Origin of the sequence: Anaeropeptidivorans aminofermentans (assembly GCF_940670685.1) — a bacterium.
GTDB lineage: Bacteria > Bacillota > Clostridia > Lachnospirales > UBA5962 > Anaeropeptidivorans > Anaeropeptidivorans aminofermentans.
Map to the genome: position 1 here is coordinate 2050470 of NZ_OW711693.1, position 15426 is coordinate 2065895.

At 37.6% G+C, this 15426-nt stretch carries 11 protein-coding genes; 2 read left to right on the plus strand and 9 right to left on the minus strand.

All coding sequences use genetic code 11. The annotated features are described in order from the left end of the window. Positions 1 to 818: 818 nt before the first annotated feature. The 3 genes from rny to NBX03_RS08585 form a co-directional block, all read right to left on the minus strand. Positions 819 to 2369: a ribonuclease Y gene (gene rny / locus NBX03_RS08575; protein ID WP_250227373.1), complete on the minus strand. Its 1551-nt coding sequence runs from the start codon at positions 2367 to 2369 to the stop codon at positions 819 to 821. A 284-nt stretch (positions 2370 to 2653) separates the two neighbouring features. Next, on the minus strand, positions 2654 to 3448 hold the full coding sequence (locus NBX03_RS08580; RefSeq protein WP_250227374.1) for a hypothetical protein: 795 nt from the start codon (positions 3446 to 3448) through the stop codon (positions 2654 to 2656). A 22-nt stretch (positions 3449 to 3470) separates the two neighbouring features. Then, complete coding sequence (locus NBX03_RS08585; RefSeq protein WP_250227375.1) at positions 3471 to 4391, minus strand: AEC family transporter; 921 nt, start codon at positions 4389 to 4391, stop codon at positions 3471 to 3473. 409 nt (positions 4392 to 4800) lie between these two features. Here NBX03_RS08585 and NBX03_RS08590 point away from each other — a divergent pair, with 409 nt between their 5' ends. Together NBX03_RS08590 and NBX03_RS08595 are read left to right on the plus strand one after the other, a co-directional pair. Further along, positions 4801 to 4977 (plus strand): hypothetical protein, encoded by a 177-nt coding sequence (locus NBX03_RS08590; RefSeq protein ID WP_250227376.1) that lies wholly within the window; start codon positions 4801 to 4803, stop codon positions 4975 to 4977. Between the two features lie 28 nt (positions 4978 to 5005). Next, positions 5006 to 5731, plus strand: coding sequence for an SDR family NAD(P)-dependent oxidoreductase (locus NBX03_RS08595; RefSeq protein ID WP_250227377.1), 726 nt, complete (start codon positions 5006 to 5008; stop codon positions 5729 to 5731). 208 nt (positions 5732 to 5939) lie between these two features. Here NBX03_RS08595 and NBX03_RS08600 read toward each other — a convergent pair whose 3' ends face one another. The 6 genes from NBX03_RS08600 to NBX03_RS08625 form a co-directional block, all read right to left on the minus strand. Further along, positions 5940 to 7106 (minus strand): FtsW/RodA/SpoVE family cell cycle protein, encoded by a 1167-nt coding sequence (locus tag NBX03_RS08600; protein ID WP_250227378.1) that lies wholly within the window; start codon positions 7104 to 7106, stop codon positions 5940 to 5942. 248 nt (positions 7107 to 7354) lie between these two features. After that, entirely contained in the window at positions 7355 to 8710 is a 1356-nt protein-coding gene (gene murD / locus NBX03_RS08605) for a UDP-N-acetylmuramoyl-L-alanine--D-glutamate ligase (RefSeq protein WP_250227379.1), read from the minus strand. 16 nt (positions 8711 to 8726) lie between these two features. Continuing rightward, the gene (mraY, locus tag NBX03_RS08610; RefSeq protein ID WP_250227380.1) at positions 8727 to 9698 is read right to left on the minus strand and encodes a phospho-N-acetylmuramoyl-pentapeptide-transferase; all 972 of its coding nucleotides are present in this window, start codon (positions 9696 to 9698) and stop codon (positions 8727 to 8729) included. A 1-nt stretch (position 9699) separates the two neighbouring features. Next, on the minus strand, positions 9700 to 11073 hold the full coding sequence (locus NBX03_RS08615; protein WP_250227381.1) for a UDP-N-acetylmuramoyl-tripeptide--D-alanyl-D-alanine ligase: 1374 nt from the start codon (positions 11071 to 11073) through the stop codon (positions 9700 to 9702). A gap of 306 nt (positions 11074 to 11379) precedes the next feature. After that, positions 11380 to 12831, minus strand: coding sequence for a UDP-N-acetylmuramoyl-L-alanyl-D-glutamate--2,6-diaminopimelate ligase (locus NBX03_RS08620; protein WP_250227382.1), 1452 nt, complete (start codon positions 12829 to 12831; stop codon positions 11380 to 11382). 213 nt (positions 12832 to 13044) lie between these two features. Then, positions 13045 to 15003 (minus strand): penicillin-binding transpeptidase domain-containing protein, encoded by a 1959-nt coding sequence (locus tag NBX03_RS08625; RefSeq protein WP_250227383.1) that lies wholly within the window; start codon positions 15001 to 15003, stop codon positions 13045 to 13047. Positions 15004 to 15426 lie beyond the last annotated feature (423 nt).

Sequence of the window (15426 nt, forward strand, 5' to 3'; positions counted from 1 at the left end):
AGAGCGGAACAACGGGAACGGCAACCGCGCAGGGCACAGGACATGGGACTCTATAATCCAACCTTTTCGCCTATCCAGACGGTCAAGGGGTGGGTATTTTGCGGAGTTTATATCTTCCCCCTATAATATTTTATTATATCACCAATTGTAAAGACAACACACATGATTACTATAGAAGACAAGGGGTCAATTGAGAAAAAGGAGGAAGAAAAATCTCTACCTTTAATGATTGAAAATATATAATGCATTATAGCCGTTACACCTATGATGATAACCCATTCTAGTAAAATTCTTTTTAAGAGTTTTTTCATACTCGCTCCTTATTAGGTTATTTATTTTTTAGTATTATATCATACCATCGTAAAGACTGATACTTTCTTTGTGTAAAATATCTGTGATAACATTGCTGAATATATAAGTACTGTTCGTTTGCCTTATCACCCAAAGGCAGACCAAGAAATTGATATTAGTTATACCATAGCTACCCGCCCAAAACAACGCCGGAATGAGAAATGGCAGCAATCAAAATTTTTTATCCATAAAAATGGTTGTGCATAAACAAACAAATAATAAAAAAGCCCTCGTCCATTCTGTGAAATTTGGACGGGGGTACTTTTTCGTCACAGCTTTTTTCTTAACTAAATGACATTGGGCTTGCGCCTGCATCCTTTTCCAAGTTCGCGTAGTATAAAAACACGGACTTCTTTCGGAAATAGTATATTTTTGAATTCTCGCGAATATATGGTTTTATTACTGTTTAACTTTAAATTTACTATACATCACAAAAAAAGGAGCTGTTTTTAACAGCTCCTTTATAATTATTTTGCATATTCAATAGCTCTTGTTTCACGGATAAGATTAACCTTAATCTGACCGGGGTATTCAAGCTCTTCTTCTATATTCTTTGAAATTTCTCTGGCTAATATAGTAAGAGAAGCATCGTCTACCTCTTCAGGTATAATAACAACCCTAAGCTCTCTTCCGGCTTGTATAGCAAAGGATTTTTCAACGCCTTTGTATTTGTCGGCTATGTCTTCAAGCTTGTGTAAACGCTTAATGTAGCTTTCAAGAGTTTCTCTCCTTGCTCCAGGTCTTGCAGCGGAGATAGCGTCCGCTACCTGAACGATTACAGAGATTATGTTAGTAGGCTCTACATCACCGTGATGCGCCTCAACAGCATTTATAATTATATCAGACTCACGATATTTCTTGCATAATGCAGTACCGATCGACACGTGAGTGCCTTCTATATCGTGGTCCACGGATTTTCCGATATCATGCAGCAGACCTGCCCTCTTTGCCAAGGTAATATCAGCCCCCAGCTCTCCGGCAATCAGTCCGCTTAAGTGTGCTACTTCAATGGAGTGTTTTAGCACATTTTGTCCATAACTTGTCCTAAATTTCATTTTACCAAGAAGTCTTATAAGTTCAGGGTGAAGACCATGCACACCTGTTTCAAAGGTTGCCGCCTCTCCGTCTTCACGAATCATGACTTCAACTTCTTTTCTGGCTTTTTCAACCATTTCTTCAATTCTTGCAGGGTGAATTCGACCGTCTACTATAAGCTTTTCAAGGGCGATTCTTGCTACTTCCCTTCTCATGGCGTCAAACCCTGATAAAATAACAGCCTCAGGCGTGTCATCAATTATTAAATCAATGCCCGTTAAAGATTCAAGCGTTCTAATATTTCTGCCTTCTCTACCGATGATTCTTCCCTTCATTTCGTCATTGGGAAGAGAAACTACCGAAACAGTGCTTTCTGTAACATGGTCTACCGCACATCTTTGGATAGCCCCGCTTAAAATATCTATAGCTTTTTTATCGGCTTCAAGCTTGGCTTTTGCTTCCATATCTTTTATAAGCAAAGCAGTTTCAACCTTGATTTCGTCTTTAACAGATTCAAGAAGGTGATCCTTGGCCTGCTCTCTGGTTAAACCAGACAATTGTTCAAGTATATCCTTCTGTTCCGCAATTTTCTGCGCAAGCTCTTCTTTCTGCTTTTCAACTGCATCTACTTTTCTTTGAAGCTGTTCCTCTTTTCTCTCAAGAGAATCCATTTTTTTATCCAAACTTTCTTCTTTTTGGATTAAACGCTTTTCGCTTCGCTGCAGTTCGTTTCTTCGTTCTTTAAATTCTTTTTCATATTCGTTTTTTGTACGTATGCTTTCTTCTTTGGCCTCAAGAAGCAATTCCTTCTTTTTAGCTTCGGAATCGGCCGTAGCTCTTTCTATTATGCGCCCCGCTTCTAATTCAGCGGATCCTATCTTGCTTTCACCAATTTTCTTCCTGTAAAGAAAACCTGCAAAAAAACCGACAACAATGCCGACAGCAATCATAATAAGGCTACCTACTATGCCATTTTCAAACATAGTCCAAAACACCTCCTCATTATTTAGTTTTCAAAGTGCGTTTGAGACTTACTCTCCTAATATGCAAATAAACGTTGTACTATCCTATCAATATAAATATATAAACTATATAATGGGCATTATTCCCTAATTGATATTTTCGTACAAATATATAGTGAATAGAAAAATTTTTCTAACACTTTAATTATTGTATTACTTTTTGAATTTCCTGTCAAGAAGGTTAAAGCTATGGAGAATTTTTTTAACAATAATGACCATAAGTATAACTAATTACTTATTTGTTTTTATGAATTTGAATCATTCTGCTTTGGTATTAGGCCCTGATTATTTTTATAAATAAAATATCGATTAAGAAACCATAATGCTGCCGCAAGGTCAAAATACAAATTTATAATACTAAATAAAAATACAATGATTTCTTCTATGAAAGAATATCCCGGAAAATTAGAAAAAAGATATAAGATGTATTCCTCTATGTAGATGGTTACTTGGCTGAACAGCACTACAATAATAAAAAGCCCTAAGGCCTTCCAAAACAGCCCCCTTAAAGAAGCAAGAGACTCTTTTAAGGCTTTAAAGCCGAAAGTATTATCTGCCGCCCCTACTATATTGGGCGCAGCATGAAGGACTATACCGAGATAAACACCCGGAAACACAAAAAACATAGTGCCTAAGACCACGATCACAAAATTAAGCAAAGCCGTATAAATATGCTTAAATATCCTTCCGATAGAGCTGTTTATAATGTCTGAAAAAGAGGCTTTTTTAGATTCAGCCTCCCTTTTTATAATAATGCCCAATCCTCCGCCAATAAGAGGAGGAAATACTACGGCATATATTAATAGCATAACCAGGGCTTTAAGCCTTAGGTGTATATCATTTTGCCCTATTCCCATGACGCTTGTCAGCATTAAATAATTAATATCGTCTTGCATTATGAGGCCAAAGACCTGCATTGGTATAATTATAAGAGCAGCAAGTAGAAAAATACCTTTAAAATTGCGCAAATATATGCCAAAGCCCATATTAAAAGCTTCTTTTATGCTTAAAATATCACTATTAATGTTTTTAGTATTCATTTAATCAATCCTTTTATATTTATTATAATAATAAAGTTAATACAGGCAGTGTAATAACGCTTAAAACCGTACTTAAAAATACAAGCCTGGAGGCTTCAACGCTGTTTTGTCCATGGCGTTCCGATAAAATAGCAAGAATTGTCGCTGCCGGCATTCCCGTAATCATAAAAAGTGTTCCCAGCATAATCTCATTCTTTATAAAAGGAGAAAAAACAGCATATATGCATAAAGGCATTAATATGAGCCTTGCAGCTGAAACAACATAGGCCTTCCAGCTTGTCAAAGATTCTTTTAAATCATTTTGAGCAAGAAAGGCACCTATTACAAGCATGGAAACAGGGGTTGTAAGATTACCCATGGAGGTAAAAGCTTTTAATATAGTATCGGGAAGCTTAATGGAAAAACAAAACATCATAAAACCTAAAACTGTGGCAATTATTGGAGGGCTCAAAAATAATTTGCTCCATTTGGGCTTTTCCCGTGTTGTATCGTTTGAAGTAAGTATCCTTACCCCTAAGCTGAAAGAAAGTATATTAAAAACAACAGTACACATGGCAATATAAAAAACTGCCTCTTCACCGTACATTGCCCCTATTACAGGTATGCCCATATATGCTGTATTGGGAAATACCATCATAAATATCCAGATACCCTTCTGGTCAAGAGGCACATTAAAGAGCTTTCCCAATAGTACCCCTGAAATAATCCCAAATATATGAATACCGAAGGTAATAAAAAGTAACAGTATCCCATTTTTAAAAAGCTCTAGTTCGAATTCTCTCTGCATAGATACAAGTATCATTAACGGGAATGTTACATTCACCAATAATCCTGATAAAACAGAAATTCCATCTCCATATATAATCCCTTTTTTATAGCAAATATATCCTATGGCCATAAAAATACATAAAATACCGATACTGTTTAAAACCGGAAAAAACATAATAATAATCCTCCATCAGATAATATTATTGCGTAATTAGGGTGTATTAATCTTGTGTCCGCCTTTTATGAAAAATATTTTCCTTCCAGAGCAAGTTATGTAAAACTTGGAACTATGCATTTTTAGTTCAAAATAATGAAAATGCCGCTTCAGCAATTTGCATCTGCTCCAGGGCATCAGGCTTCTTCTAAAACACCCTTCAATCTCTCTGTTGCTTTTCTGATTGTACTATATATGATAACATTTATGTATTCATATTTAAAGTTCTAATGGAAAAATATATAAACTTGCTCTATAAAGCCTTATAAAATAATTTTTTAAGCTCTGTAGCAGTGCAGGAGAAAATATAGTATAATTTTACTAATAATAAAAGCTTATAGTATAAGTTTATAGATAAAGGAAGGTAACAATGAATAAAAAATGGCCGGATGAAACTATAATGATAATATTATTTATGGCTACGATGTTATTTGGGCATACTTATATTTTTAAAATATCGCCCTACGATAGCAACGCATCTGCTATTTTATTTTTATCGGCGATAATTGCAGCAGGATTATATTGGGTTGGCAGGAAACAGCAATAATTAAACTAATTAACTGGTGGAGAATAAAATGAATAAAACAGTCTTTGTAACAGGCTCCTCAAGGGGCATAGGGTTTGAAACTGCAAAAATATTTGCAGAAAACTCTTTTAATGTAATTATAAATGCAAAATCAAGTATGGAAGAGCTTTCAAATGCCCTTAATATTCTTAAAAAAATAAATGAAAATATTATAAGTATTCCGGGAGATGTTTCAGATTATAATAAGGCTTCAGAAATCTTTGATAAAATAGAAGAAGCCTTCGGCGGCGTGGATATATTGATAAACAATGCCGGAATCTCTCATTTCTCCCCTTTTAATGATACAAATCCTGAAATATGGGATACCATTATAAAGAATAATCTTTTTTCCGCCCTTAACTGTACAAGGCTTTCCATGGGCTATATGATTCATCAAAAAAGCGGCTCCATAGTCAATATTTCGTCCATATGGGGCGTAAGCGGAGCGTCCTGCGAAGCCGTCTATTCTGCCTCAAAAGGCGCCGTAAACGCTTTCACAAAGGCCATGGCAAAAGAGCTTGGTCCAAGTAATATATGTGTAAATGCCGTTGCCTTAGGCGTAATCGATACGAACATGAATCATTTCTTATCTTGTGATGAAAAGAAAGCTTTAAAAGATGAAATACCCCTTGGCCGCTTTGGAAGCCCCAGAGAAGCTGCAGAATTAACATATTCTATCGTAAAAAATAAATATCTTACAGGCCAAATTATAACCTTCGACGGCGGAATGATATAAAAGGAGCTGCTGCAAAATTTATTTGCAGCAGCTCCTTTTTCATTTAAAGCCTATAGGGTTTAACAAGACCCCATAGGAACAATAGTTATTTTACTGTTTTTCCAAAAAAGTTTGAAATACGCCATTCTCTGCAAAAACGCAAAGCCTGTGGCACCAAAAACTTTTCTCCCATTTCAAAACCGGGATAACCCCCGGTTTTTATGTATCGTCATCCCTTTGAATATCTGGAAATATTAAGGACTATGCCTACAGAAAATAATAATATGGCTATAGATGTTCCGCCGTGGCTTATAAAAGGAAGAGGAACCCCTGTATTGGGTATGCTGTTGGTTACAACAGCGATATTTACAAGAACTTGACTTCCTATCATGAGCCCTACCCCTGCGGCTACAAGAGAGCCGTATAAGTCTGGGGCATTAATGGCTGTTTTTAATATTCTCCAAAGGAGAACTCCGAAAAGAAATAACACCAGCCCAGCTCCCACAAGCCCCAGCTCTTCACATATTATGGAGAAAATAATATCATTATGGGCCTCTGGAATAAATCCAAGCTTCTGACGGCTTTGCGTAAGGCCAAGACCGAATATTCCCCCGGAAGCTATGGCATATAAGGACTGTATCGTCTGAAAGCCTTTATCCGTAGGGTCTGAAAAAGGATCCAGCCATGCGGTAAACCGCTTGCTTCGATATCCTGTTCCCGTTGCAAGAAGTATTACAAGGGCAACCACACCTAAAACTGCCACTATAACAAATATGGCCGTATATGGACTTGCAATAAATATCATTCCGGCTCCTATAATGGTGATGATAAGCGCCGTACTTAAGTTTGAAGTACCTACGGCAATGATTCCTGCGCAAATGCCGATGGTTCCGCCGAGAAAGGCAAGGCCTTTCAAACTGCTTGCGCTGTTTTTATATGTAGATATTATCTGGGCCACAAAAAGTATAATGGAAATTTTAGCAAGCTCCGAAGGCTGGAACTGTGTAAGCCCCGGTATAGGCAAGGGAAGCCACCTTCTTGCTCCTCCTGATTCTTTTCCAAATAAAGATGTTATAATAAGAAGTATGATAGAAACAATATAAAATAAAGTTCCGAACTTTTTCAAATATCTATAGTTGATATTTGACATAAAAAGCATAGCGGCAACCCCTATAATTGCCGCAAACGACTGAGAGCGTACAAGGGAATACATATTGTTCCCGAACTTAGAGCTGGTAGACGCTACATAATAGCTTGAGCTAAAGACCATAACAATGCCTATCAGCACAAGGAGAATTACGGTTATTAAAATCGTATAGTCTATGTTCCTGACCTCTATTACTTTTAAATCTGATCTGGAAGCCGAGCCCCTTTTTGAATTCCCTGTATTTGCCATCAGGCAATCACTCCCTTATATAGTACATTAAGGTTTATTTCTAAGAAATAAATTTTAATTAAAGTAAAGCAAAGGCAAAGCCGCTATAAAAACTGTTCTCTATAATTCAAAAACACGGAGTTTCTTCGAAAACAGTATAATTTTGAATTATTTCGGATATATATTTTTTCAGGATTTATTTGCTTTACTATACTTGCTTTTAAATTTATAAGCTTATAAATCGTTTCCTATCGTTAACAAATTTGTTTTCAGTTTGCTAAGGATAAAGCATATTCCTTGAAAAGCCGCCCTCTCTGCTCGTAATTATCGAACATACCCCAACTGGCACAGGCAGGAGATAAAAGAATTGCTTCCCCTTCTTCAGCCTTTGAAAAAGAAATATTAACGGCCTCTTCCAAGGTTTTGGCCCTTGTAATATTATAAAAGCCCTGTTCCTTGCAGGCCTTTTCTATTTTATCAGCCGTCTCACCTATAAGCACAAGCTCTTTTATTTTACCTGAAAAATTCTGAATCCACTCGGTATAATCGGCATTTTTATCGTACCCGCCCCCTATTAAAACCGTAGGCTTTTTCATTGCCTGTATGGCTTTAATGGAAGAATCAGGGTTCGTGCCCTTAGAGTCATTAAAGAAGTCAACGCCCTTTATGGTTTTAACAAATTCTATTCTATGTTCCACAGCCTTAAAGTTCTTTAAGGCTTCTCTTACGTATTTTACCGGTACGTCCATGCATATAGCCATCATAGAAGCCGCCATTGCGTTTTCGTAATTATGCACGCCGAATATTTTTAATTCGTCTATGTTAATTACTTCTTCTTTGCTCCCCAGGGCATGGATACAAATAATATCATCTTTTAAGAAAATACCCTCTGAAAGACTTCTTTTTGAGCTAAAGAAAAATACCTTGGCAGAAGTCTTTTCTGCCATTTTTCTGCAAGCCTCATCTTCATAGTTCAAAATTAAATAATCGTCTTTATTTTGATTGAGAAAAATCCGCTCTTTTATATTTATATAATTTTCCATGGTTTTATGCCTGTCTAAATGATCTGGCGTAATATTTAATACTGACGACACATGCGGCCGGAAATCTTTTATCTTTTCAAGCTGAAAGCTTGAAAGCTCACACACGCAAAAAGAGCCTTCATCCATTCTCTCGGCTTCATTTGAAATAGCATTTCCTATATTTCCTACCACAAATGTTTTAGGATTATAAGATTTTAAAATTTCTCCCAAAAGAGCGGTGGTGGTGGTTTTTCCGTTAGTTCCCGTTATAGCGGCAATAGGGGCCTTGCAAAATAGATACCCAAGCTCTATTTCACTTATAACAGGAATCCCCTTTTCTTCCGCTGCTTTTAAAAAGGGAAGGTCCGCAGGAACTCCGGGGCTTAATACAATAAAATCAAAACCTTCTGTTGTTTCAGGATTTTTCCCCGTTAATATATTTATGCCGCTTCCGGAAAGAGAAGAAATAACTTCTTTAAGCTCCGATGCATCCTTTTTATCTTGTAACACTACATTTCCATTATGGCTTTTTATAAGCTTTGCTGCTGCGATGCCACTTTGGGCCATGCCGCATACAAGAATGTTTTTATTTGAAAAGTCCACTGATATTCCTCCAAAATTAAAATATGCCTGCTGTTCCCAAATAGCCTACAAGGCATAAAATTGCTGTTATTACATAGAAAAGCGTTACAATTCTGGTTTCTTCCATGCCTTTCAGCTCAAAATGATGGTGTATGGGGGCCATTCGGAAAAAGCGCTTGCCTTTTGTGGCCTTAAAATACCCCACCTGTATGATTACTGAAAGTACCTCTACAACATATATCAGCCCGATAATGGGAAGAAAAAGCGGAAGCTTTAATATAATAGCCATGGAAACTACAAAGCCGCCTAAGGCAAGGGAGCCGGTATCGCCCATAAATACCTTTGCCGGGTGGGCATTGAAAAGGAGAAAGCCTAACAAGCTTCCTGTCGCAGCTCCTGCAACGGGCAATGTTCCGCTTCCTACAGCCCATGAAACAAAAATGAAAAACGTAGATACAAGGGCCGTTACACCGGAGGCAAGGCCATCGAGACCGTCGGTTAAATTAACGGCATTTGCAGTACCTATAATAATAAAAAGGAGAAAAGGAATATAAAGCCCGCCTAAATCAAGCATTTTATCCGTAAAAGGAATATGCATTTTTTCATAATCGCCGTATTGAACGATAAAGTATATCATGGCAATGCTTACGGCAAACTGCAATATAATTTTCTGATATGCCCTGAGACCTAGATTCCTTTTTTGAACTACTTTGATATAATCATCAAGAAATCCGATGAGGCCAAATCCTAAAGTTGAAAACACCACAAGCTTTGCCTCAAAATTATCTTGCAGAAAGAAAAACGAGGATATAATAAAGGATATTATAATGATTATGCCGCCCATAGTCGGCGTTCCGGCCTTTTTAAGATGGGAATTCGGCCCATCCTCTCTGATGTTCTGCCCAAATTTTATTTTGGTTAAAAAAGGGATGAAAACAGGGCATAAAACAATATTCACACAAAAAGCGATTAAAATAGCAAGCACTGCCATATCTAAAGTATATTCCATTTTAACACCTCGTTAGTTTTTCGATGAGCTTTTCAAATTCCATTCCTCTTGAAGCCTTCACAAGGACTGTATCACCTTTAGATAATATGTCAAGGCCCTCATTCATAAAATCATCTCTTGATTCAAAATAATATAAATCTTTTTTACAGCCCTTTGCTTTCATTTCTTTTAAAGCCCCTTCATATGACGCCTTTGAAAGCGCCCCTATGAATACGGCTACATCTATATTCATGCCTATCATATCTCTTCCAAGGTCATAATGAAGCCTTTCTCCATCGTCGCCAAGCTCTTTCATGTCCCCGAGAACGGCAACCTTCCTGCCCTCTGCCATTTCAAGTATTTTTAAAACAGACATTACAGAAACAGGGTTTGCATTATATACATCATTGATAATGGTATACTTTTCAAGGCGGATAATATCCATTCTGTTTTTAGAGGGCTTGAATTTAGCAATGCCCCTGGCTATTTCTTCTGAGGAAAGACCGAATAGAAATCCTGCGGCTGCTGCCCCTAAGGCATTATCCACCATATGCTCTCCCGCAACGGGAATATACACGGGAAATTCAATATCCCCATGAACAAAAACAGCATTTATTCCATCTATTCCTTTATGCTCTATATTTTTAGCGTATACATAGGCATTTTTATCTTTTCTTGAAAAATAATAATTGCTTATTCCGCAAATATTAAGCTTTGAAAGCATATCGTCGTCCATATTCAATATGGCTCTCCCGCCTTTGGGCATAAAATCGAACACTTCGGATTTCGCCTTCAGTATTCCCTCTCTTGTACCGCCTAAATTTCCGATATGGGCAATGCCGATATTTGTTATCAGGGCAACAGAAGGCGTTGCTATCCTGCTTAAATTATGGATTTCTCCAAAGCTATTCATTCCCATTTCCAAAACAGCGATTTCGATATCTTCTTCAAACTGAAAAACCATCAATGGAAGCCCTACTTCATTATTTAAGTTTCCGTCGGTTTTTAACACCTTATATTTTTCCGATAGAACCTCAGCGGTTAAATCCTTTGTGCTGGTTTTTCCGGCACTTCCCGTTACGGCTACAATAGGTATATTAAACATTTTCCTATAATATGCCGCTAAATCCATAATGGCTTTATTGGAGTCTTCTACCAGTATATAAGGCAATTGTGTATTTATGCGTATTTCCGATAAAAGGCAGCTGGCCCTCTTTTCTATGGCCATATGCAAAAACAGATGCCCGTCAAAATTAGGCCCTTTTATGGGAATAAAAAGCTTATTTTCAATGCTTTTTCTTGTGTCTGTAGAAACGCCTTCTATGATAAGGCTTTCATCATTATTATAAATTTCTCCTTTAACAGCTTCTGCTATCTGTTTAAGGCTAAGCTTCATTAATATTACCTCCGCTTGGAAATAAAGGAATTAACTTTATACCCTTTTTATCCTAAGAATGGTTTGAACCAGACAGTGTCTGAAAATAATCGAACCTTAGCATATTTTGCAAGAAAACGCGAATTCCAAAAGAAAAACGAGAAATAGCATACCCTTGCATTTTTGCTTTATGCAAAAATGTTGAGCCTAAAGGTTTGCCGAGTGCAAACCTTTAGGGCATATTTTGGGTATTTTCAATGAAGAAGTCACGTTATTATAGCAAAATAGACTTTTGTTTGGACCTTTCAGGCATGCCCCAGCCAAAGCTTAATCTTTCAAAGCTTCGTTTGCGATTTCCCAATCATCAAAATGAATGGTCTTGTCGGCAAATATCTGATAATTTTCATGGCCTTTTCCGGCTATGATAACGCTGTCGCCTTTTTCTGCCATTTTTATGCCGTAAAATATCGCTTCTTTTCTATCTACTATTTTTATATAGTTTCCTTCTGCTTTTTTAACTCCAGGCTCTATATCGTCTAAAATTTGGGAAGGAATCTCCGTTCTGGGATTATCCGACGTAATTATGGAAAAATCACTTAATTTACCGCTTATTTCTCCCATAATAGGTCTTTTTGTTCTGTCTCTGTCGCCGCCGCAGCCGAATATGGTAATTACTTTTCCTTTTGTAAATTCTCTTACGGCACAGATAATGTTTTCAAGGCTGTCAGGCGTATGGGAGTAATCTACATACACCCCTATCCCCTTATCATTGGGTACGCTTTGGATTCTTCCCGGAACTCCATGAAGGTTTTCAAGAGCTCTTTTTATAATATCTATGGGAATATCCATAGCAATGGAACAAGTAATTACACCCAAGGCATTATATACGGTAAATCTTCCCGGAATGGGTATGGAAAATTCCACAGCATCTCCATTTATGGATACATCAAATTTTATCCCATTATTATAATATTTTACATTATATGCTTTTATATCCGCAGGCTTCTCTATGCCGTAGGTTATTATTTTTCCTGCGGTGCATTCCTGCATATATAGGCTATATGCATCGTCTGAATTTATTATGGAAATGTCACACGCTTTGAAGAGCTTGCCTTTTGCTTCTTTATAGGCTTCCATAGAGCCGTGAAGGTCAAGATGGTCTTGGGTAAGATTGGTAAACTCCCCTATATCAAAATGAATCCCCGCAACTTTATGAAGTTCAAGAGCATGGGAGGTAACCTCCATGATTACGTCATCAATGCCCTTTTCTGCCATATGGCTAAAAATATGCTGAAGCTCCATAGGGTCTGGAGTTGTGCTTGTGTCAAATTTTATATCAACAGGCTCTCCCATGGCGGTAACCCCTATGGTTCCTATAATGCCAGTTTTACGGCCGTATTCTTTTAAGATAGCTTCTAAAAAATAAGTGCTTGAAGTTTTTCCGTTTGTGCCTGTAATGCCTATAAGCCTGAATTTTTCAGAAGGATTCTTATAAAAGCTCTGAGCCATAAAGGACCAGGCTTCCCTGCTGTTTTGCACCTTGATATAGGTTGCATCTGGGATATATTCTTCTAAATCCTTTTCGATTACAAAGGCTACGGCTCCCTTATCATAGGCATTTTGAATGAATTTATGGCCATCTACATGAAAACCGCTGATGCATATGAATAAGGAGTTATCAGAGGCCTTTCTGGAATCGGTTTCAATGGTCCTAATTTCTTTATCTTCACCTTGAATCAATTTGTACTCAACGTCTTTTAAAATATCAAATAGCTTCATATAAACACCTCGGCAAGAATATTTCTTACATTTATCCTGAGCACCCGTTATATGCCCAATATTAGTAACTTATTTTGAAGCATGGGGTTGTTTCAATTGGTATCAGCAAGCCGGACTGTAAATTCTGATATAATCCAGACAGCTTCTCATTCGGCCATAAGCCTTTCATGTATCAGAGTATATTATATTTTATTTTCCTATAAAAACCAAGTTTTATTCTAAAGAAATTTCCGTGTAAAGCTTTATTTTTGAGCCGGCATTGACATTTTCGTAGGCTTTTGGGAATTGTTTGTTTACGGTTTCCCCTCCGCCTACGACTTCCCACTCTAAACCAAGGCTTTTAAGCTCCTTTTGGGCGTCTTTAATGCTCATGCCTTCTAAATCAGGTATTATAACCTCTTTAACCTCATCAAGCAATATTTCTTCATCGTTATATATAGGTTCTATACCCATATAAGGAAGTGCGTTCTGCAGAAGCTCTTTCATAACGGGCCCTGCAACTGTTCCGCCGTAATACACACCCTTGGGCTCGTCAATAAGTACAAGAGCCATTACCTGGGGATCTTCTGCCGGCGCAAAGGTAAGAAAAGATGAAATATATTTGCCCGACCTCCTGGGAAGCTTTTCGCTTGTCGCTGTTTTTCCGCCTATTCTGTAGCCGGGAAGATAAGTTTTATTCCCTGTTCCATAATAAACAACGCTTTCAAGAGCTTCCTTCATGGCTTCGCTTGTTTCTTTGGATATGACCTGCTCTCCTTTTCCGTAATCAAATTCTTCGATAATGTTTCCGTCTTTATCGAGTATCCTGGTTCCAAAATGGGGAGTTATCAGATAACCTCCGTTTACGCATGCAGATGCGGCGCGCATAAGCTGAAGGGGCGTTATCTGGAAGGACTGGCCGAAGCTCATTGTCGCAAGCTCCACAGGGCCTACGTTTTCAAGCTTATGGGTAATGCCCTTGGCTTCTCCCGGAAGGTCTACACCGGTTTTTACATTAATACCAAATTTATCAAGATATTGGTAAAATGTTTCTGCACCCAACTTTTCTGCAATCTGCATAAATACAGGGTTGCAGGAGTTTTGTATGCCTTCGAGAAATGTCTGGGTGCCGTGGCTTCTGGGGTGACGCCAGCATTTTATAAATCTGTCGCCTACGGTGTAGCCCCCTGTGCATACATATCGTGATTCACTTGTTACGATGCCTTCTTCAATGCCTGCTGCGGAAGTTACTATTTTAAATGTAGAGCCCGGCTCATATGTATCGTTAATACTGAAATTTCTCCACATTTGGTTTAAATGATTGTTTTTTTCTTCTTCGGTTAAGCTGCCCCAAATAGCGGCAAGCTCCGGGTCATTAATGGTAAAGGGGTCGTTTAAATCAAAATCCGGTTTATTAACCATAGCATATATTTCGCCGTTTTGGGGATTCATTAAAATTACTGCACCTTTTTTAGCATCTTTAAATTCCAGCGCTTTATCAAGTATCTGTTCAGCATACTGCTGAATTGTAACGTCTAAGCTTGTAACAAGATTATAACCATCAACGGGTGCCTGCCTGTATTTTTGGCTAAAGCTCAGCTCCCTTCCTAAAACATCTGTTTCTGTAAGTATTTTACCGCTTTCTCCCATAAGATATTTGTCATATTTTGATTCAAGGCCAATAATTCCCTGATTATCTTTACCTGCAAAGCCGATGACCTGAGACGCAAGGTTTGAATAAGGATAAATCCTTCTGATATCTTCGTCTATGACGACCCCTTTCAGCTGCAGGGCCATGATTTCATCTGCTATTTCCTTATCGACCTTTGTTTTTATTCTTTCCAGCGCAACATTTTTCTCTATTTTCTTAAGAACATCTTCATATTCCAAGTCAAGCCTTTCAGCCAATATCTTCGCAACCATTTCCGGGTCCTGTATCTGATTATGGATAACAGACACGGAGGAAACCGTTTCCGTAGTGGCAAGCTCCACCATGTTCCTATCAAGAATCTTCCCTCTGTCGGGCTTTATAAGCCGGTCTCTCGTCTGCTGTTCATAGGCAAGGGCCTGAAGGTATTCCCCTTCGAAATACTGGATATAAAATATTCGAAACAAAAGCAGAAGGAGAATTATAAAAATGGCAAACATTATAAAAATAAGCTTTCGTTTTATAAGCATATTGGGCTTATCCATAGGCATTGCTCCCTAATATAAAATATAGATTGATTTGCTAAAGCAAAACAAGATTAAAGTAGTAACAAAACCTGTTTCTCATAAACGGTTTAAATATATAAAAACGCTATATCTAAGCCATTCGTTGTCAACAAAGATGAAAAGAAGTTTGTTAACTTTACTTAGCTTCACTGTAGGTGTTTTCAGGTTCACTAAGTATAAAATATACAGTTTTTGCTACTGTGATTACTTTGTTTCACTATATTTATTATTCTATTAGGGAGATTAGGCCTGTATGCAGAAAAACCTCTTTATCGTTAACAAAGTTGAAAACCGTTAACAATAAAAAGGCGCTTACCCAATATAAACAATAAATTCGGGAAACAGTATGCCTCCCGAATTCGTGCTAAGTTTACATAGCCATCAAACTTAAAAGAATCATTT

Excerpts from the sequence above, each read along its gene's own strand:
- rny (WP_250227373.1), bottom strand. The coding sequence starts at position 2,369 with ATGTTTGAAAATGGCATAGTAGGTAGCCTTATTATGATTGCTGTCGGC.
- NBX03_RS08580 (WP_250227374.1), bottom strand. The coding sequence starts at position 3,448 with ATGAATACTAAAAACATTAATAGTGATATTTTAAGCATAAAAGAAGCT.
- NBX03_RS08585 (WP_250227375.1), bottom strand. The coding sequence starts at position 4,391 with ATGTTTTTTCCGGTTTTAAACAGTATCGGTATTTTATGTATTTTTATG.
- NBX03_RS08590 (WP_250227376.1), top strand. The coding sequence starts at position 4,801 with ATGAATAAAAAATGGCCGGATGAAACTATAATGATAATATTATTTATG.
- NBX03_RS08595 (WP_250227377.1), top strand. The coding sequence starts at position 5,006 with ATGAATAAAACAGTCTTTGTAACAGGCTCCTCAAGGGGCATAGGGTTT.
- NBX03_RS08600 (WP_250227378.1), bottom strand. The coding sequence starts at position 7,106 with ATGGCAAATACAGGGAATTCAAAAAGGGGCTCGGCTTCCAGATCAGAT.
- mraY (WP_250227380.1), bottom strand. The coding sequence starts at position 9,698 with ATGGAATATACTTTAGATATGGCAGTGCTTGCTATTTTAATCGCTTTT.
- NBX03_RS08615 (WP_250227381.1), bottom strand. The coding sequence starts at position 11,073 with ATGAAGCTTAGCCTTAAACAGATAGCAGAAGCTGTTAAAGGAGAAATT.
- NBX03_RS08620 (WP_250227382.1), bottom strand. The coding sequence starts at position 12,831 with ATGAAGCTATTTGATATTTTAAAAGACGTTGAGTACAAATTGATTCAA.
- NBX03_RS08625 (WP_250227383.1), bottom strand. The coding sequence starts at position 15,003 with ATGGATAAGCCCAATATGCTTATAAAACGAAAGCTTATTTTTATAATG.